The sequence below is a fragment of the Zhouia amylolytica genome, from assembly GCF_900116365.1.
GTDB classification, from domain to species: domain Bacteria; phylum Bacteroidota; class Bacteroidia; order Flavobacteriales; family Flavobacteriaceae; genus Zhouia; species Zhouia amylolytica.
Window position 1 is genome coordinate 52,874 of record NZ_FPAG01000007.1, and the last position, 20,946, is coordinate 73,819.

Here is a 20,946-nt window from a genome sequence, read left to right on the forward strand (position 1 = left end):
AATTGAATGAAATGATAAGACAAAAGCTGAAATATTTATTCATTACACTTCTATTTGTAGGCGTGTTTAGTTGTGAAGTTACCAAAAAGCAACAGGATCAAGATGATAATACCATATCTGAAGAGATTTCATTTAATGGAACTTTAAAGGTTTTATCACTCAATACATGGCATGAAACAACCCGGGTTGAAGGAGGGTTTGAAGCATTGGCAGAAGTCATTGAGCAAGCGGAGGCTGATATTGTGATGCTATGTGAAATTAATAATTACAATAATGTTACTTTTAGTACGAAAATAGTGGGGGAGCTTAAAAAAAGAGGAATTGAGTATCATTCTTTCAATTCTGGGAAGTCTCCAATTATTTTATCTAAATATAACATTATTGCTACTCCGTCAATAGCATCGAATTCACTAACAAAGTGTATCGTAGAAGTGAATGATGAAACCACCCTGGCAGTTTATGCAGCACATCTTGATTATACGCATTACGCATGTTACTTGCCAAGAGGATATGACGGCATTACCTGGAAAAAACTTCCGGAACCTGTTTTAGATGTTAATGAAATATTGGCTCAAAATAAAGCTTCACAACGAGATGAGGCGATATCATTGTTTATAGAAGACGCATCTAAGGAAAAGGAAAAAGGAAACCTCGTGTTTTTAGGTGGAGACTTTAATGAACCTTCACATTTAGATTGGACAGATGCAACAAAAAACATGTTTGATCACAATGGGGTGGTAGTGCCATGGCATAATAGTGTTATGCTTGAGAAGCAAGGCTATTTAGATTCCTATAGAGTAAAGTTTCCGGACCCGGTATCGCATCCTGGATTTACATGGGAGGCTTATAACAGGGATGTGGAAATTTCTGAAATGATTTGGACCCCTGATGCCGACGACAGGGATCGAATTGACTTTATATATTACAGTGAAAATGAGCGATTAAATGTAGAGGATGTTATAGTTGTGGGACCTTCAGAAACTATTGTTAAAGGTCAAGCTATACAAGATAAAACGGCTTCTGATAAATTTCTGGAACCCACGGGTAAATGGCCTTCAGATCACAAAGGTGTTTTGGCTACCTTCAAAATAGAGTAAAATTAAAGGATATTTTAAAGTGAAAAATTATAATTCCAAAAGAAGAGAGGCATTAAAAAAGTTGGGGATGGCAGCCGGGGCTATATCTTTAAGCCCTATCCAATCTATAGCATTACCCAAGAAATTAAAACACACTACTAATAGACTTTTAAGATTGGCCCATATTACGGACATTCATTTATCTTCAGCTAATGATGCTCCTAATCGTTTCAGAAAATGTTTGTCCGAGATAAAAGATCATGATGTCGATTTCTTCCTTAACGGTGGTGATACAATTATGGCTGCGGATTATAGTCATATAACACGTGAGAGTGTTATCGAACAGTGGAATGTTTGGGATCAAGTACGTAAAGAATTTGATACCTACAAAATGTACAGTTGCCTTGGTAATCACGATATGTGGTGGGCAGCACCCAATAAAGATGATGAGATGTATGGAAAAGATTATGTCATTAAAAAATTGGGAATGCCTAATCGGTATTATAGCTTTTCTCAAAAAGGATGGTATTTTATTATACTTGACAGTAATAATAAAAATGCTGGATCTTTGGATGAGGAACAGCGTACTTGGCTTGAAAATGAGCTTGATAGGATTCCGAATAATGCATCGGTGCTAGTGATGTCTCATTATCCTATACTAGGCGTAAGTACCATTCCGTATGGAGGTAGCCATACAGATAGTGCCTATATTACCAAATTGTTCTATGAGCATAGTGATAAAAAAATTCATTGTATAAGCGGTCATATGCATTTATTGGATAGTGCCACCTATAATAATGTTAATTATTATTGCAATGGATCGTTGAGTGGATTTTGGTGGGGAGAAGGAAATAAAGACTCTGCTAAAAAATACTGGTATCACGAAACACCGCCAGGTTATGCCATAATAGATCTTTTTGAAGACGGATCTATCACTAATACTTATTATCCACATTCTTTTTAGTAAATGAAAAAGTTACATTTAGTAATATTAGCATTAGCTTTCAGTCTATCGGGTTGTAAGGATAAAAATGAGCCAAATACTTTCAAGGTCATGGCCTGGAATATCCTTCATGGGGGAAATGATATAGAAAACGGACCTGAGAATGTAATTCAAATAATAAAAGAAGTTAATCCGGATGTTATTTTAATGGTAGAAACATATGGATCAGGTAAAAAGGTAGCAGATGCTCTTGGATATAACTTTCACCTCATTGCTCCTGAAGGAACATCTGAAGATGACAAAGGAATCAATTTATCCATCATTTCCAGGTATCCATTCGGAGATCGCATAGATACTGAGCATCCATTTTATTTGGGTGGAAGAGAAGTTTTTGTAGATAAATACAAAGTCCGTTTTTTTACCAATTGGTTTCATTATTTACCGTGGCATGATCAGCCTCATGAAATGGGGAAAACTGCAGAAGAACTTCTTGAATGGGAGCGAACAGAGACCAAATTTAAAATGATTCAGAAAGTTTTGCCCTATCTTGAAACATATGCCTCACAAACGGATTCTATCCCCATGATATTCGGAGGAGATATGAATACCCCATCTCATTTAGATTGGGGCGAAAATACTAAAGAAATACATAACGGGTTAGTGGTTCCCTGGTATGCTACCAAGGTATTAGAAAGTATAGGATTAAAAGATACGTATAGAATGTTGAATACTGATCCTATTCAGAATCCCGGAATTACATGGGATGTAAAGGATAAAAAAGACGAACACCGAATAGATTATATTTTTTATAAAGGGGCTAAACTGACCCCTATAAGCTCAGGGTCTTATAAAGCATTCCTAAATGAACCTTTTCAAATAAATAATAAAACCATCAGATATCCATCTGATCATGGTTTTGTCGTCACAACTTTTAAAATAAACTAAAACAAATACATAGCAATATGAAAGCGAACTTCAAAATAACATTAATTTGTTTATTCATCATGAACATATTTTACGCTCAAAAAGCCAGGGATAAAGTATTGTTTGTAATAGTTGATGGTATTTCATCTGATGTTATCGAAAAAATTAATACGCCTAATCTGGATGCCATCACAAAGGAAGGAGGTTATACCACAGCATATGTTGGAGGAGAAAAAGATGGTTATTCGCAAACACCAACAATTTCTGCTGTAGGTTATAATAGTTTAATAACCGGGACATGGGTAAATAAGCATAATGTTTGGGGGAATAGTATCAAGGCACCTAATTATAATTATTGGACTATATTTCGATTCGCAGAGGAATTAAGACCAAATCTTAAGACTGCGATATTCTCTACATGGCTTGATAATCGTACTAAGTTGATAGGAGAAGGAAAGCCAGAAACCGGAAATATAAAATTAGATTACCATTTCGATGGTTTTGAGCATGATACTATAAATTTCCCACATGGCAATAGTAGTATGTATATTCATAAAATAGATGAACACGTAACCGATGGAGCCGCTTCATATATTAAGGAGGGAAGCCCTGATTTAATGTGGGTTTATCTTGAATATACAGATCATATGGGACATGAGAATGGTGATAGTCCGCAGTTCCATAATTCTATTGAAGCCATGGATAAAAAGATAGGTAAATTATGGAATTCTATTCAGTATAGAGAACAAAATTTTAACGAAAACTGGACTATTTTTGTTACAACAGATCATGGTCGTGATGAACACACGGGTAAACATCATGGTGGACAAAGTGATAGAGAGCGGTCCACGTGGATTGTTACAAATTCCAAGAACTTAAACTCTTATTTTAAAGAAGAGGTTCCAGGAGTTGTTGACATTATGCCAGCCATGTTATCAAAACTAAAACTTGAGCCGGAGAAAAATCAACTTTGGGAAATTGATGGAACTTCAATTACCGGCAAAATTTCTGTTGCAAAGGCAAAGGCAAAAAGAATTAACAATGGGAAAATTCAATTAACCTGGAAATCATATAATCCTAAAGAAAAATTGAAAATATGGATTAGTAGTACTAACAATTTTAATCAGGGTGCTGATGATCACTATGAGCTTATAGGAAAGGTGAAATCAGGTGCGGAAAAAACAGTGTTAGAATTAGATGTTAGTTCTTCGGAAATATATAAAATTGTTATTGAAGGGAAATATAATAGTAATAATACTTGGATAGTGAATAAAAAATAGCATCATACTTTTAATATATATTATGTTTATGCCCTACAAACTGGTAGGGCATTTTTCATTTCTGCTCAGGCTGTTAATATATTGTGCATGGAAATTAAAAACTATTATTGATCATTAGGATCGATACAATACAAGAACAAATTAACAATGAATCAACTTTTAAAAAAAATTAGCCTGCTGTTGTGTGTAGGGGCATTAAATCTGCACGGACAAACACTAGATCCGGTAATAGAGAACCCTGATGTGGTAGCGATAAATAAATTACCACCAAGAGCCTCTTTTTTTGCATATGAATCTTTGCAACAGGCAGAAGAAAATGAATCTTCAAGATCAACACGCTTTTTATCCTTAAATGGTACCTGGAAATTTAACTGGTCGAGGAGTCCGGAATTAAGGCCAAAAGATTTCTATAAGAGTAATTATTCAACTCTGGGGTGGGATGACATAGAGGTGCCTTCAAACTGGGAAGTTGAAGGTTATGGAATTCCTATATATACCAATACTGAATATCCATTTAATACCACCAATCCAAATCCACCGGATATTCCGGATGGATACAACCCGGTAGGTTCTTATAAAAGATCATTTAATATACCGGATAATTGGAATGGAGAAGAGATTATAATGCACTTTGGAGCTGTTAAATCGGCATTTTATATTTGGATCAATGGAGAAAAGGTAGGCTATAGTCAAGGATCTAAACTTCCGGCTGAATTTGATATTACCGAATATATTAACACAGGTGAGAATACTGTTGCTTTGGAGGTTTACAGATGGAGTGATGGTAGCTATTTAGAATGTCAGGATTTCTGGAGATTTTCTGGAATTGAAAGGGATGTGTATGTCTATGCTCGTCCTAAAATGTTTGTAAACGATTTTACTATTCATGCAGGATTAACGAATAATTATAGAGATGGTTTATTTAATATTGAGGTATTATTAGAGAATCATAATGATAAAAGACAGAAGGGGGCTTTAGGAATTGAGCTTTTTAAAAGTGGTACTAAAATTTATTCAGAGGAAAAGACATACAAATCGGAGTCGGGAGAAACAATAGCTATTTCCTTCGAAAAAGAACTGAAAGATGTGGCAGCATGGTCAGCTGAAACACCAGAGTTGTATGAATTAAAAATAATTCATAGAAATCAAAAAGGTAATATAAAGGAGGCTATAATCAGAAAAATTGGATTTAGGACTTCTGAAATCAAAAATGGTCGTTTTTTATTAAATGGTAAAGCGATTCTATTTAAGGGGGTTAACAGGCACGAGCATGATCCGGTAAAAGGTCATGTGATTTCAAGAGAAGATATGTTGAAAGATATCCGTTTATTTAAAGAATACAATATTAATGCGGTACGAACATGTCATTATCCAAATGATCCTTACTGGTATGAACTCTGTGATGAATATGGTATTTATGTGATAGATGAAGCAAATATAGAATCGCATGGTATGGGTTACAATCTTACAAGGACTTTAGCTAACAACCCAAAGTGGTTAAAGGCCCATATGGAAAGGACTGAACGTATGATTGAAAGAGACAAGAACCACCCTTCTATTGTGATTTGGTCATTGGGTAATGAAGCAGGAAACGGATACAATTTTTATAATACTTATTTATTGGCGAAGGAAATGGATGCAACACGCCCGGTTCAATACGAACGTGCAGGTTTGGAATGGAATACCGATCTATATGTTCCGATGTATGCTACGCCTAAATGGGTTAAGGAATATGCAGAAGATCCCCAATATGAAAGGTCTCTTGTACAATGTGAATACGCTCATGCTATGGGAAATAGTATGGGAGGATTTAAAGAATATTGGGATCTATATGAAAAATATGAAAAGCTTCAGGGTGGTTTTATATGGGATTTCGTAGATCAAGGTTTGAAAACGGTTAAAAATGGCAAAGAAATTTATGCTTATGGAGGTGATTTTGGACCTGAAGGTACGCCTAGTTCAAACAATTTCTTAAACAATGGTTTGGTTCAACCTGACAGAAAACCAAATCCTCATATTTATGAGGTAAAACACATACAACAAAACGTCAAGTTTTATGAACAGGATTTAAATAATGGTTTAATAAAAATAAAGAACTGGTATTTCTTTAGAAATCTTGAAAATTATCAATTAAACTGGGAGGTAATTGCCGATGGAGAAATCGTAGAAAAGGGATCGCTGAATGATATAAATGTGACACCACAACAAACGAAAACCTTTAAGATTCCTTTTAGTTCTGATTTTAAAAGTGGACAAGAATACTTTCTAAATTTAAGTGCAGTTCTTAAAAGCGATGAGTCTTTACTTTCTCAAGGGCATGAAGTTGCATATCAGCAATTTCTATTAAAAGAGGGAACCATACTAAAACCATCTGAATCTGATGCAGCAGTTACATATACAACCAAAAAAGAGGGTATTGTAGAAGTTTCAGGAGATAACTTTGTTTTAAATTTTAATAAAAATAAGGGGAGACTTGTTTCGTATATCTATAATGGTTCCGTGATTATAAAAGATGGCCCGGAGGTGAACTTCTGGAGAGCACCTATTGATAATGATTATGGTGCAAGAACTCAAAATAAATTTAAAGAGTGGAAAGACGCTGGTAGTAGTTCTGAGGTAAGTTTTAATATTAAACGAATAACGAATAGTCAAATATCTATTGAAATTATTAAGGATATTTTTAATGGCGATGCTTCCTATACCCAGACTTTTGTAATAAATGGAGATGGGGTTTTAGAGGTAATAAATGATTTCAAGAAAGTAAAAGGGACGCATAGTAATATGTTTAAGTTTGGAAATGAAATTGTACTTCCTGAAACCTACACTAACATTTCCTGGTATGGTAAAGGACCTTTTGAGTCATACCCAGACAGGCAACATGCGGCAAAGGTAGGGCTCTATAATAGTTCAATTGAAGATCAATATTTTCCATATATAAGGCCACAGGAAACAGGAAATAAACTCGATGTTCGCTGGGTAGAATTATCTGGCGGTAAAACAACCAAAATAAAAATAATTGGAAACTCATTATTAAATGTTTCAGCACTCCATTATACAAAAGAAGATCTTGACTCTGGAGACAAAAAAACGCAAAAGCATGCTGGTGAGTTAACAGCAAGAAGAGACGTGTATCTTAATGTTGATGGATATTTACAAGGGTTAGGTAGTATAAATAGTTGGGGAGCACTTCCATTAGAGAAGTACCGATTGCCTTATGCATCTTATCATTACTCCTATTGGATTGTTCCAGAACAATAAAATATAAGGGTATTTAATAAAAAGAGGAATTTATCGAATTCCTCTTTTTTATTTAAGTTCAATCCTTGTTTTTTTTAAGATTAAAGTATCTTTATCTAACATAGAAATTAATTTATGGTAAATATTATAAAAGATCGGTACGGTTATATATTCGAGGATGAATTGATTAATGAGATTAATGAAGTTGCTACAATAAAAGAAGTCAAGGAAGGTGAAAAATTAATTGAAATTGGCGACTATATTAAATTAATGCCATTGGTAATTTCAGGTGCAATAAAAATTATGAGAGAGGATAGTGATGGCGATGAATTACTCTTGTATTTTCTCGAAGGAGGAGACACCTGTGCTATGACTCTGGCATGTTGCATGGGACAGAAAAAAAGTGAAATTAGAGCTGTTGCAGAAACTAAAGCTACTTTGATTATGATTCCAGTCCAAAAAATGGAAGAATGGATGACAAAATATAGTACGTGGCGAAGTTTTGTTTTGGAAAGCTACCAAAATAGATTAAACGAAATGCTTGAGGCTATTGATACCATTGCTTTTTTGAAGATGGATCAGCGATTACTGAAATACCTTAAAGATAAAGCCATGGTAACCAGAGATGATGTTATAAGCACGACACATCAACAAATAGCTTACGACCTTCATACTTCGAGAGTGGTGGTTTCAAGGCTGTTAAAAGCATTAGAAAAAGAAGGGAAAATAAAATTGAATCGAAATAGCATTTTGGTTAAGGATCTTTAAAATATCAGTTAAATTTCAGCCATATCTACCCCGTTCGAACGGGGTTTTTTTATTTATTGAATTATGTAACATAAGTTACTGTGTGTGTGCTAGTTAGTTTTTAATTTTACCACTAAGAAAACATAAGGTAGGTTGGTTTATATTTCATGATTGATTTGTTTATTTATTGAAAAGGGCATTCTGTTTATAAGAATGCTCTTTTTTTATGGTATAAATGATACCATTGTAGCTTTTAAAAACTTTAAAACAGTGTTTGTCATTGAAATGATATTAGTCATTGAAAATTTCTTAATTAATGCTGTAATTAGAGAGGTAGAATGCTAAAATGATATAACATAGCGTTTGTTTTAAGGTCATTATGCCTGGTAATATCAAAAACTTTAATATTACTTAAGGATTTGATTCTTTCAAAATGTATATTCAAACAATCTACAGGATACTTCAGTTTTATTAAATGAAGGGATATTACCCTTGATCTTCAACTTCATACTATTTGGCTAACCATAGTTGGTAACATTAGTTACTGACTGGCTTTACACTCAAACTTAATTTTGCTTACATAAATTATAAATTCATGAAAGGAAAGATTTTAATAGTAGTAATAACAACAATTCTTTATGGTAATAAAGTTTTAGCACAGGAGGAAGTCGCTATATCTAAATCACATGTTTTAGAGATGATTTCCGAGCGAAACATGTCTTTGAAAATTTCACAATATGACTACAAAGGTGCACAGGCTGATTACAGGCAGTCTAATACTTTGTTTTTGCCAAACATTTCCATTTCATATACAGGAATGGCGACGACAAATCCATTGATGGCCTTTGGCGCTAAGTTAAATCAGGAAGTATTAACCCAGAATGATTTTAATCCGGTATTACTAAATGATCCGGATCAGGTTGAAAATTATGCTACGGTAATAGAAGTTCAACAACCATTGATTAACCTGGACGGACTATATCAACGGAAAGCAGCTAAGGCAACAATGGAAGCTGTGAACTCACAAACAAAACGGACGGAAGATTATTTAATTCTGGAAGCTGAAAAAGCTTATATGCAACTACAATTGGCCTATAAAGCAGTAGCCGTAATTAAAAAAGCTCAGGAAGCTGCCGAAGAAAATCTCAAAATAGCACAAAATAGTTTTAGACAAGGATACCTTCAAAAATCGGATGTGCTGGCAGTTGAAGTTCGAGTGTCTGAGGTACAAAATCAATTACAGCAGGCCAAAAGTAATGTGAAAAATGCTTCTGACTATTTAGCGTTTCTAATGGATGAAAAGACCGATGAGATATATATCCCAAAAGATAGTCTGGTTGTCAATGCTTCAATAGAACAGTTTAAGGAAGAATTAAATCAGGAGCGAGCAGATATAAAGGCCATGGAGTTTACTACTGAGGCTTTTAAGCAAAATTATAAGGCAGATAAAATGGCATTCTTACCAAGTTTAAATGCATTTGGAAGTTATGAACTCTATGATGATGAAATATTTAATGCAGGAGCCAATGGCTATGTTTTTGGAGCTCAATTGAAGTGGGACATTCTCGAAGGTAGTAGTAGGTTTGGTAAATCTCAAAAGAGTAAGGCTTTATATGAGAAGTCTAAATTGGAATATGCCCAATATGTATCTCAAAGTGAATTAGAACTCAATAAAATAAAAAGAAAATTATTGGACGCTAAGAATAAATTAGAACTTACTTATTTGGCGTTGCAACAGTCTGAGGAATCCTTGCGAATACGCACAAACAGATTTGAGGAAGGACTTGAAAAAACTTCAGATCTTTTGTTATCTGAATCTAAATATGCTCAAAAGCAATTGGAGTACTATCAAACAGTATTTGAATTCAATTATACACAATCATACCTACAATTTTTAACTAAAGAATAAGAATAATGAGAACAAATAAGAATCTAATATTATTGGCCTTGGTAGCTTTATCACTTCAATCATGCGGTACGGACCATTCGAATAAGTCTGAAAGTTCAGAAATTATTTCGGTGAAGGTTAGCACTGTTAATGTCGATCAAAAAGAGGGTGTTTTGAATGCAAGTGGTAAAATCGAAGCAGTAAATAGTGCAAATCTAAGTACCAGAATGATGGGATATGTAAATAAGATTTATGTAAACATCGGTGAGAAGGTTAAAAAAGGGCAACTCTTAGTTTCCATCAGTAATAACGAACTCCAGGCACAGAGGGCTCAAGTCAATGCTAAAATTACTGAGGCTTCCGCTGCTGTTAATAATGCTAAGAAGGATTATGAACGTTATAAAAATCTTTATGAGCAAAATAGTGCTTCTCAAAAGGAGTTTGACGACGTTACCGCAAACTTTAAGATGGCCAAAGCACGTTTGGAAGCCGCAAATGAAATGAAAAATGAGATTGCTGCTCAATTTGCTTATATAAATATCCGAGCACCCTTTAATGGGGTTGTGATCAATACCTTTATAGATGAAGGAGATATGGCAAACCCGGGAGTACCCTTATTAGCAATTGAAGGACCTGGCAAATTTGAGGTAACCGCTATGGTACCAGAGAATGAAATTTCTAATATAAAATCAGGTATCCCTGTAGCGGTATTTATTAAGGCCATTGACACTACAATTAAGGCTCAGGTATCAGAGCTTAGCATATCGGCTAAAAATACTGGAGGACAGTACCTTATGAAAGCAGTCCTTGATGATACCGAAGCACCAGTCTTGTCGGGAATGTATGCTACGGTAATGATTCCTACCGAAAATAAGTTAAAAACCTCGACAGTTTATTTACCAAAGGATGTTCTTGTTAAAAAGGGACAATTGACAGGGATTTATACTCTCAGTGAACAACAAACGGCAATTCTTAGATGGCTAAGAATAGGTAAAACCTTTGGAGATAAGGTAGAGGTATTATCTGGCTTGAACCCAGATGAAAGCTATATAGTCAGTGCTAAAGGTAAATTGTATAACGGAGCCAAAGTCTCAATAGAATAAAATACTTATGAAAGAAGGATTAGCAGGAAAAATAGCTAAAGGATTTATTAGCTCTAAGCTTACAGTTCTACTGATGATCGTGTTTATGATCATTGGAGTATATAGTTCATTCTTAATACCCAGGGAGGAAGAACCTCAGATAGATGTACCCATGGCAGATATTTTTGTGGGATATCCCGGAGCAAGCCCTACGGAGGTGGAATCAAGGGTTATAAAGCCATTAGAAAAACTAATATCTAATATTAACGGTGTAGAATACGTATACTCCACTTCGATGAAAGAACAAGGAATGGTAATTGTTCAGTTTTATGTTGGAGAAGATATAGAAAGATCATTTGTAAAGCTTTATAATGAAATAAATAAACATATGGATGTCATGCCCCAGGGGGTAACTATGCCATTGGTAAAAACCAGAGCTATAGATGATGTACCTATGTTGGGATTAACGTTATGGAGTGAAACATACGATGATTTTGAACTGCGGCAAATAGCTCAAGAACTTACCAATGAGATAGAAAAGGTACAAGATGTTTCCTCTACCCGAAAAATTGGGGGACGTGATCGTCAGCTGCGCGTGGTATTGGATAAAGATAAGCTTGCTTCGAGCGGGCTGGATTTTTTATCCGTAGCCGAAATGATTAGGGTTAACAATGAGCAACTAATTTCGGGATCTTTTGATAAGAATGATACTGAGTTTATTATTAATACGGGTCAATTTATTGCATCTGTATCGGATGTAGAAAATCTTGTTGTTGGAGTACATCAAAACAAGCCAATTTACCTGAAGCAGATTGCCGAAGTTGAAGATGGACCTGAAGTGCCAAAAAACTATGTGTCTCATGGTTATGGGCAAGCCAGCCTTAAAGCAACTGAATTTAACGGAGAGTATCCGGCTGTAACTATTTCCGTAGCAAAGAGAAAAGGAGCCGATGCTATGAAAATCTCTGATGTAATACTTGATAAAGTAGACCATTTAAGACAAAATTTAATTCCAGATGATGTTCATGTAGAGGTAACTAGAAATTATGGTGAAACAGCCTCCCAAAAGGTTTCCGAATTATTACTACATCTAATCGGTGCCATAGTAGCTGTTACATTTGTTGTTATGTTAGCTATGGGATGGCGAGGAGGTTTAGTTGTTTTTCTATCGGTGCCAATAACTTTTGCACTTACATTGTTGAGTTATTATATGCTAGATTATACCCTTAACAGAATTACCCTTTTTGCCTTGGTATTTGTTACAGGTATTGTGGTGGATGATTCCATTATTATAGCAGAGAATATGCATAGGCATTTTAAAATGAAACAATTACCGTTTAAACAAGCGGCACTTTATGCTATTAATGAAGTAGGGAATCCTACAATTTTGGCAACGTTCACCGTGATAGCATCTGTTTTGCCTATGGCGTTTGTTTCAGGTCTGATGGGACCATATATGAGTCCAATGCCGATTGGCGCATCTATAGCAATGATATTATCACTCTTTGTGGCCTTGACAATTACGCCTTATCTGGGATATTTATTTCTTAGGGAGAAGGATAAAAAGAAGAAAGGTAAGACCCCTGTAAAAGAAAAACAACTTGAAGATTCATTCATTTATAGAATATATGAAAGATTGGAGCGACCGCTCATTGAGAATAAAAAGAAAAGATGGCTGTTTCTGGGTATTACAATAGTATTATTACTTGGGTCACTAAGTATGTTTTTTACAAATTCAGTGGCTGTAAAGATGCTTCCTTTTGATAACAAAAATGAATTTCAAGTGGTAATAGACATGCCTGAGGGAACCACTCTGGAGCGTACAGCGGTTGTAGTAAGAGAAATAGGTCAATACCTGGCAACGCGTTCGGAGGTTGTAGATTATCAGTCATATGTTGGTACATCTGCTCCAATTACTTTTAATGGTTTGGTAAGGCATTATGATTTAAGGAGAGGCAGTAATGTGGCTGATATACAAGTAAATCTTATCGATAAACATGATAGAAGTCAACAGAGCCATGATATCGCCAAGCTTTTACGTCCAGATATACAGAAGATAGCAGCTAAATTTAATGCCAACGTAAAAGTTGTTGAGGTTCCCCCCGGACCGCCGGTGTTATCAACGATTGTAGCTGAAGTTTATGGGCCGGATTACGACGGGCAAATTGCAATAGCTAATCAAATTCAAAATCTTCTTCACAATACGGATGATGTAGTTGATATAGATTGGATGGTAGAGGCAGATCAAACTGAATATCAGTTTATTGTAGATAAAGAAAAGGCTATGCTCTATGGTGTAGCTCCTCAACAAGTAGTTCATACTATGAATATTGCATTGTCAGAAAATCCGGTTACAACGTTATATGATGAGAATGCAGTTAATCAAGTTGGTTTGATCTTAGCATTGGATGAAAAGGAAAAATCCTCACTGACAGAAATATCCCAATTAAAGGTCGCTTCGAATCAGGGCAATATGATCCCGATATCCGATCTGGTATCGATTGAAGAAACGACTGCCGCTAAAAGTATTTATAGAAAAAACCAAAAGCGTGTGGTCTATGTTTTGGCTGACATGGCAGGTAAATTAGAAAGTCCTGTATATGCAATACTAGGTATGACAGACAAGTTAAATGAGTTAGAATTGCCAGCCGGATATAACATGAATGAATTGTATATCGAACAACCGCAATATGAAGATGATTATACGGTTAAATGGGATGGAGAATGGCAAATAACACTTGAGGTGTTCAGAGATTTGGGAATGGCCTTCCTAGGGGTAATTATAATTATCTATATGCTAATTGTTGGATGGTTCCAAAATTTTAAGGCGCCAATTGTTATGATGGTTGCAATTCCACTTTCCATGGTGGGAATAGTTTTAGGGCATTGGCTAATGGGGGCCTTCTTTACCGCAACATCCTTTATAGGCATGATCGCTTTGGCTGGAATAATGGTTCGGAACTCTGTATTGTTAATAGACTTTGTCAATCTTCGACTGGCAGAAGGAATTCCACTAAAACAGGCTGTAATTGAAGCAGGAGCAGTACGAACCACACCAATTTTATTAACCGCCGGTACTGTGGTGATTGGGGCTTTCGTAATTTTATTTGATCCTATCTTTCAAGGATTAGCAATCTCATTAATGGGAGGAACAATTGCTTCGACAGTATTAACATTATTGGTTGTCCCGTTGGTATATTATTTAATAGAACGCAAAAATCATAATTAATATGAAATTGTTATTAGTAACTGCGGTGGAAGAATTTCAAAAAGACATTCTGAAATTGTTTAGTGAGGCTAAAATAGAGAGCTTTAGCGGATCAGGTATAGACGGATACAAAGAACCAGCATCGGTAATGTTGACTTCGAGCTGGTTTCCTGCAGAAAAAGAAGCAGTTGAATCTATTATGTTTTTTTCATTTACAGATGACGAAAAAATAGATAAAGCCTTTGAATTAATTAAAACCTTTAACGCACAAATAGACACCAATAACCCAGTAAAAGCGGTGGTTGTGCCTATTGAAAAATGGATATAACTCAAAATTAAATTATTATGATCAATAGATATATTAGAGCAATAGCGGGTACTTTTGTAATTATAAGTGTACTTATGGGAATGTTCGTGAATCCAAACTGGCTTTGGTTCACATTATTTGTCGGTGCAAATTTATTTCAATCAGCATTTACTCAATGGTGCTTAATGGAAAAATTCCTGGTAAAGCTGGGAATAAAGGATGAAGGAGATTGTTGCTCCGAGAAATAAATAGACAAATTTATATTTAATGAAAAGATCATGATAATTCATGATCTTTTTTGTTTTACCAGGTTCTGATACTTATTTCATATAAAATATAGTATTTTCACAGTCTAATATTAAGTAGGTAACTATGATTGAAATTATTTCTCAACCTTGGCCATGGTACGTTTCTGGATTTTTAATAGCCTTGATCATGTTGGTTTTATTATTAATGGGTAAAAGGTTTGGTATGTCGTCTAATTTGAAAACTATTTGCACGATTTGTGGCGGGGGAAAGGCAAGTGATTTTTTTCGATTTGATTGGAGAAAAGATAGTTGGAATTTATTAATAGTCTTCGGAGCTGCTTTAGGTGGGTTTATAGCATCACATTATTTATCAGATAATACAATTCCTAAGGTTAGCGAAGCTACGATTGAAGCTTTAAGTGAAATGAACTTCAGTAGTGAGAATGCTTATTTGCCTAAAGAGTTGTTTTCACTGGAAGCATTCACCGATTTTAAAACGGTTTTAATTTTGATTATTGGTGGAATCTTAGTCGGTTTTGGTGCAAGATATGCTGGGGGATGTACTTCCGGACATGCAATCTCAGGATTAAGTAATCTGCAAAAAGGTTCGTTAATTGCTGTTATAGGATTTTTTATAGGAGGTTTGGTAATGATTCATTTAATATATCCATTAATTTTTTAGATCGCGATGAAAAGAATTTTATATATCATAATTGGTTTAATTTTCGGAATTGTTTTATACAAGTCTGAAGCTGCATCCTGGTTTCGTATTTATGAGATGTTTAGATTTGAATCTTTTCATATGTACGGAATAATTGGTACAGCTTTAATTTTTGGAAGTTTTTTTATTTGGAGTATAAAACGATTTAAAATCAAGTCTTTTGACGGGAGACCTATTACCATAGAACCAAAAGACAGTTCATTTCGAAAAAATCTTTTTGGCGGAATCATCTTTGGATTAGGCTGGGCTTTGGTAGGAGCTTGTCCAGGACCATTATTTGTGTTAATAGGAGCAGGGTTTGCACCTGTATTGTTGGTGTTAGTTGCTGCAGTATTCGGAACATTTTTATATGGAATTTTAAAAAATAAACTACCACATTAAAGTCTAAAGTTCATGACACCATCATTTGATAAAATACATAATCAGTTTAAAATTAATGGTTATCATTACGATAGGGAAGGATTAGCAGAAGTAGCTTACAGTTTTATTAAAGAAGGAAAAGCTTATGAAAAAAGTATTGGTGATTTTCTTTTAGATTGGCTTAGTTCAAATAATGAAATTCAAGTTTTTACTTCGGGTTCTACTGGAAAACCAAAGCAAATTAGCCTTAAAAAGGAACATATGGTCAATTCGGCCATTGCAACCGGGGATTTTTTTGGCTTGAAACCAGGGAATACAGTTTTATTGTGCTTGCCAGCGAATTATATAGCAGGTAAAATGATGTTAATCAGAGCTATAATCTTAGGGTTAGAAATTGATTTTGTTGAGCCAAATTTAGAACCTTTGAAAGGTATTAAGAAGTGTTATGACTTTGTTCCTATGATTCCTGCTCAAGTTGAGAAATCATTAATTCAAATAGAGCAAATCAAAACGGTTATAATTGGAGGTGCTCCAATTTCTTCGGAATTATCTAGCAAGTTATTAGGTAAGAATACCGAATTCTATAGTACCTATGGAATGACGGAAACAGTAACACATGTTGCGGTGAAAAAATTAAATCAATTGAAACCTGGTGAATCTTTTAATTTTAAAACGCTACCAAATGTTAGTGTATGTGCTGACGAAAGATCTTGTTTGGTAATAGACGCTCCATTGGTTTCAGACAAAAGAATAGTAACAAATGATGTAGTAAATATTATTTCCGAATCTGAATTTGAATGGCTAGGGCGATTTGACAACGTAATCAACTCAGGAGGTATAAAACTTTTTCCTGAAAAATTAGAAGATAAATTGTCTCAGGTTATAAAGGAGCGCTTTTTTATTGCCTCTGAACCTCATGAATCATTCGGTGAACAATTAATATTGGTGATCGAAAGTGATGAAGCTGATGCGAATGAGCTTTTCAGTAGTATAAGAGGCATAAAAACGATTGAAAGATACGAAATACCAAAAAAAATCTACTCCATTAGCAAATTTGTCGAATCTGAAAATGGTAAAATACTAAGGCATGATACGCTTCAAAGTATATAAGGACTATTTTTGCATTTTAAAGTAATAATCCGCTGAGTGCTTTCCGCTACCATAAACCAGGAAAAAGGCACAAATGACTAAAATAATAAGTGCGGATAAAAAACCTTTTGTATCCATAGGGCCAAAGAAATTAATAGCTACAGCCCCAATTAATATTGGTAACTGAGCTATAATGGCCCAACGGGTTAATAATCCAAAGGCAATTAACAGACCACCTATTAAATGAGCAGGTGCTACATAATGTACCATCATGAGTGATCCTGCCCAGTTTTTTAAAGGGTCAATGAGTTCTATAAGAAGCTCAGTGTTCCCAATAAAATGTATTCCTTTAAAAAATAAAAAAACACCTAAGGCAACACGTATTAAGTCTAGCGGATAATAAGTATGCGCATTCGCCCACTTATTTAAAGTTTTAACCGTTCCCATATCTATTTGATTTACTCTAATATACTGATTTTCATTAACTTTTAAAAGCTAAATCATAATAGATAATTAAGGTGTTTTATTTTAGACTACATGCGCTTTACGTTAATATAAAATTCAGAGGTCATAACTTTTAGATCGTCTACCCTTGATTTCTTTAGTTTTTTCCATCTAGTGGTAGGTGTTAATCTTTTAGGTTCAGATTGTAACGACACATCTACAGGCATGTTAAAGTTTGCTACATCAGCATTCCATCGGTACAAAATATCTTTTCCGTCTTGCTGAATTTCAAGGGTGGGTATTTTGGTATACCTAAGGTATTGATCAAATACGGGTTTTAACTTTAATCCTGATTCTTTTTCAAAATAATCTACAACATCTTTTGTGCTAATAATTTGATGTTTAAAGTGTTCAGCATAGCTACGTAAAATCGTCCACCATTTTGTATCATTGTCAATGATGTGTCTGATGGTATTAAGCATTAAAGCCCCTTTATAATACATATCTCCACTTCCTTCACTATTTACACCATAATCACCAATTATAGGGATATCGTTTTGGATCATTTTAGCGGTACCATTAACATATTTTTGCCCATCTTCATATCCCCATCTACATTCGGTGTATACGTTCTCAGAATAAGCGGTAAAACTCTCATGTATCCACATGTCAGCGATATCGGAAGAGGTTAAACTGTTTCCAAACCATTCATGACCTGTTTCGTGAATAATGATAAAATCCCATTTAAGACCCACGCCAGTACCTGACAGATCACTGCCCATATAACCCTTTTTATATTTATTTCCATATGCTACGGCGCTTTGATGTTCCATTCCCAGATGAGGTGTTTCAACCAATTTATAGCCATCTTCTTTGAAAGGATATTGTCCAAATTTTTCTTGGAAACAATCCATCATAGGTTTGACTTCTTCGAATTGAATTTTAGCTTTATCAAGATTATAACGCAATACATAATAATCGAGATCTAAACCTTTGTAGGTTTCACCAAAGTGTACATAATCTCCTATATTAAGAGCTACATCGTAGTTGTTGATAGGGTTTCTCACTTCCCAGTCCCAGCGGGTAAATCCATTACCCAGATCTTTATTTCCTTTAAATCTGCCGTTTGAAACATTCATAAGACCATTTGGTACGGCTACTTTTATGCTCATACCTTCTTCGGGTTCGTCAGACTGATGATCTTTATTTGGCCACCATAAACTTGCTCCTGTACCCTGACATGCTGTAGCAATCCAATCATTTCCGTTTGCATCTTTAGTAAATACAAAACCTCCATCCCAAGGAGCTCTTTTAGCTATGATAGGGTTTCCCGAATAATAAAATACAATACGATCTTTTGAACCTTTCTTAAAGTTACCATTTATAAAAACAGCATTAAATTCTCTTTTATAATTTAGCTGTTTTCCATGATGTGTTATGGAGTCAACATTCATGTTGTCAAACAAATCGATTTGAATTGTACTTAAATTTTCGTGAGGAATAAATTCAATTGTGTTAGATCCATTTATGAATTTTTTAGCTGGATGAACAGTAATATCTAGATGATATTTTTTAACATCAAAATTTCTTTCTGTTCTCAAAGAACCTCTAAGAGTATCAGCTCTTGTATATGCTCTTTGGCCTGTTAATACTTGCGCTTTAGAAGTTAAAACAGTAAGAAAGGCAATTAATAATAATTTTTTCATGAATGTAAGTTTTGATATTGAATGATCAGACCTGGATAACCCCAAGGTTAAATTTCTTCTCAATAGGAGCATGGTTAGCAGCATTAATTCCCATGCTAATCCATTTCCTTGTTTCTAACGGATCAATAATAGCATCGGTCCACAATCTTGCGGCAGCGTAGTATGGAGAAACCTGATCATCATACCGCGATTTAATTTTATTAAATAATTCTTCTTCTTGCTCTTTAGTTATTGTTTCTCCTTTTTTCTTGAGAGAAGCAGTTTCGATTTGAAGTAAAACTTTGGCTGCCTGAGCTCCTCCCATAACAGCTAATTCGGCACTTGGCCATGCAAAAATAAGCCTTGGATCATATGCTTTTCCGCACATTGCATAATTACCTGCACCGTAACTATTTCCAATCACTACAGTAAATTTAGGTACCACTGAATTACTAACTGCATTTACCATTTTGGCACCATCTTTAATAATACCACCATGTTCGCTCTTGCTACCAACCATAAAACCGGTAACATCTTGTAGAAATACAAGTGGAATTTTTTTCTGATTACAATTGGCAATAAAGCGTGTAGCTTTATCAGCAGAATCAGAGTAAATTACACCTCCAAATTGCATTTCTCCTTTTTTACTTTTTACTACTTTTCTTTGGTTAGCGACAATACCCACGGCCCAACCGTCAATTCTGGCATAACCCGTAATTATTGTTTTACCATAACCAGCTTTGTATTCTTCAAATTCAGAATCGTCAACTAAACGCTTGATGATTTCCATCATGTCGTATTGATCACTTCTGCTCTTGGGGATAATACCATAAATATCGTCAGGATTCATTTTAGGCTTTTTAGCTTTAACCTTATTAAAACCTGCTTGATCTGCATCTCCTATTTTACTAATGATATTTTTAATGGTATCTAACGCATCTTTATCATCTTTAGCTTTATAATCAGTAACTCCGCTGATCTCAGAATGAGTTGTAGCACCTCCGAGAGTTTCATTATCAATGGTTTCACCGATGGCTGCCTTAACCAGGTAACTACCTGCCAAGAAAATACTGCCAGTCTTTTCTACGATAAGAGCTTCATCACTCATTATAGGTAAATATGCACCTCCGGCAACACAACTTCCCATTACAGCTGCTATTTGAGTAATTCCCATACTACTCATAATAGCATTATTTCTAAATATTCTGCCAAAATGTTCCTTATCAGGAAAGATTTCGTCTTGCATAGGAAGGTATACGCCCGCACTATCCACAAGATAAATGATAGGTAATCTATTATCCATGGCAATTTCCTGAGCTCTTAAATTCTTTTTACCTGTAATTGGAAACCAGGCTCCTGCCTTCACAGTGGCATCATTGGCTACCACAATACATTGCTTATCCTGGATATACCCAACTTTGACGACAACCCCCCCAGATGGGCATCCACCATGCTCCTTATACATACCATTACCTGCCAGGGCTCCTATTTCTATAGACTCTTTATCCTTGTCTAGAAGGTAATCAATGCGCTCTCTGGCTGTTAACTTCCCTTCTTTATGTAGTTTTTCAATTCTTTTGGCTCCACCTCCTAATTTAATCTTTGCCAGTTTATTTCTTAAATCAGAAGCTAATAACTTATTATGATCTTCGTTTTTATTGAAGTTTAAATCCATAGTTCTTTTTAGTATGTTTGCGCTAAAATACA

17 protein-coding genes are annotated in these 20,946 nt (G+C 34.9%); 14 read left to right on the forward strand and 3 right to left on the reverse strand.

Going from position 1 to position 20,946, the window contains the following annotated elements:
• The first annotated feature begins 11 nt into the window (after positions 1–11).
• The 14 genes from BM361_RS12125 to BM361_RS12190 all read left to right on the forward strand — a co-directional run bounded on the left by BM361_RS12125 (position 12) and on the right by BM361_RS12190 (position 17,131).
• Entirely contained in the window at positions 12–1,097 is a 1,086-nt protein-coding gene (locus BM361_RS12125) for an endonuclease/exonuclease/phosphatase family protein (protein WP_074979127.1), read from the forward strand.
• A 19-nt stretch (positions 1,098–1,116) separates the two neighbouring features.
• Entirely contained in the window at positions 1,117–2,040 is a 924-nt protein-coding gene (locus BM361_RS12130; protein ID WP_254785822.1) for a metallophosphoesterase family protein, read from the forward strand.
• A gap of 3 nt (positions 2,041–2,043) precedes the next feature.
• Positions 2,044–2,964, forward strand: coding sequence for an endonuclease/exonuclease/phosphatase family protein (locus BM361_RS12135; protein ID WP_074979129.1), 921 nt, complete (start codon positions 2,044–2,046; stop codon positions 2,962–2,964).
• A 59-nt stretch (positions 2,965–3,023) separates the two neighbouring features.
• A complete protein-coding gene (locus BM361_RS12140; protein ID WP_254785824.1) occupies positions 3,024–4,223 on the forward strand; it encodes an alkaline phosphatase family protein in 1,200 nt (399 codons plus the stop codon).
• Positions 4,224–4,370: 147 nt separating this feature from the next.
• Positions 4,371–7,481: a beta-galactosidase, LacZ type gene (locus BM361_RS12145; protein ID WP_074979133.1), complete on the forward strand. Its 3,111-nt coding sequence runs from the start codon at positions 4,371–4,373 to the stop codon at positions 7,479–7,481.
• A gap of 114 nt (positions 7,482–7,595) precedes the next feature.
• Complete coding sequence (locus BM361_RS12150; protein ID WP_038263392.1) at positions 7,596–8,228, forward strand: Crp/Fnr family transcriptional regulator; 633 nt, start codon at positions 7,596–7,598, stop codon at positions 8,226–8,228.
• A gap of 574 nt (positions 8,229–8,802) precedes the next feature.
• Positions 8,803–10,116, forward strand: a complete 1,314-nt coding sequence (locus BM361_RS12155; RefSeq protein WP_074979135.1) for a TolC family protein — start codon at positions 8,803–8,805, stop codon at positions 10,114–10,116.
• A 5-nt stretch (positions 10,117–10,121) separates the two neighbouring features.
• Complete coding sequence (locus tag BM361_RS12160) at positions 10,122–11,198, forward strand: efflux RND transporter periplasmic adaptor subunit (protein ID WP_074979137.1); 1,077 nt, start codon at positions 10,122–10,124, stop codon at positions 11,196–11,198.
• A gap of 7 nt (positions 11,199–11,205) precedes the next feature.
• Entirely contained in the window at positions 11,206–14,406 is a 3,201-nt protein-coding gene (locus BM361_RS12165; protein WP_074979139.1) for an efflux RND transporter permease subunit, read from the forward strand.
• 1 nt (position 14,407) lies between these two features.
• A complete protein-coding gene (locus BM361_RS12170; RefSeq protein WP_074979140.1) occupies positions 14,408–14,713 on the forward strand; it encodes a hypothetical protein in 306 nt (101 codons plus the stop codon).
• Positions 14,714–14,730: 17 nt separating this feature from the next.
• Complete coding sequence (locus BM361_RS12175; RefSeq protein WP_074979142.1) at positions 14,731–14,940, forward strand: YgaP family membrane protein; 210 nt, start codon at positions 14,731–14,733, stop codon at positions 14,938–14,940.
• A gap of 127 nt (positions 14,941–15,067) precedes the next feature.
• Positions 15,068–15,622 carry a YeeE/YedE family protein gene (locus BM361_RS12180; protein ID WP_139226718.1) on the forward strand — a complete coding sequence of 185 codons (555 nt, stop codon included), beginning with the start codon at positions 15,068–15,070 and terminating at the stop codon, positions 15,620–15,622.
• Positions 15,623–15,628: 6 nt separating this feature from the next.
• Positions 15,629–16,042: a DUF6691 family protein gene (locus BM361_RS12185; protein ID WP_038263415.1), complete on the forward strand. Its 414-nt coding sequence runs from the start codon at positions 15,629–15,631 to the stop codon at positions 16,040–16,042.
• Between the two features lie 12 nt (positions 16,043–16,054).
• Positions 16,055–17,131 carry an AMP-binding protein gene (locus BM361_RS12190; protein WP_074979146.1) on the forward strand — a complete coding sequence of 359 codons (1,077 nt, stop codon included), beginning with the start codon at positions 16,055–16,057 and terminating at the stop codon, positions 17,129–17,131.
• Between the two features lie 3 nt (positions 17,132–17,134).
• On the opposite strand, the gene BM361_RS12195 is transcribed toward BM361_RS12190, so the two are convergent.
• From BM361_RS12195 to BM361_RS12205, 3 genes are all read right to left on the reverse strand, one after another.
• Entirely contained in the window at positions 17,135–17,557 is a 423-nt protein-coding gene (locus tag BM361_RS12195) for a DoxX family protein (RefSeq protein WP_038265262.1), read from the reverse strand.
• An 86-nt stretch (positions 17,558–17,643) separates the two neighbouring features.
• The gene (locus BM361_RS12200; protein ID WP_074979148.1) at positions 17,644–19,260 is read right to left on the reverse strand and encodes a M1 family metallopeptidase; all 1,617 of its coding nucleotides are present in this window, start codon (positions 19,258–19,260) and stop codon (positions 17,644–17,646) included.
• 25 nt (positions 19,261–19,285) lie between these two features.
• Positions 19,286–20,914, reverse strand: a complete 1,629-nt coding sequence (locus BM361_RS12205) for an acyl-CoA carboxylase subunit beta (protein ID WP_074979150.1) — start codon at positions 20,912–20,914, stop codon at positions 19,286–19,288.
• Positions 20,915–20,946 lie beyond the last annotated feature (32 nt).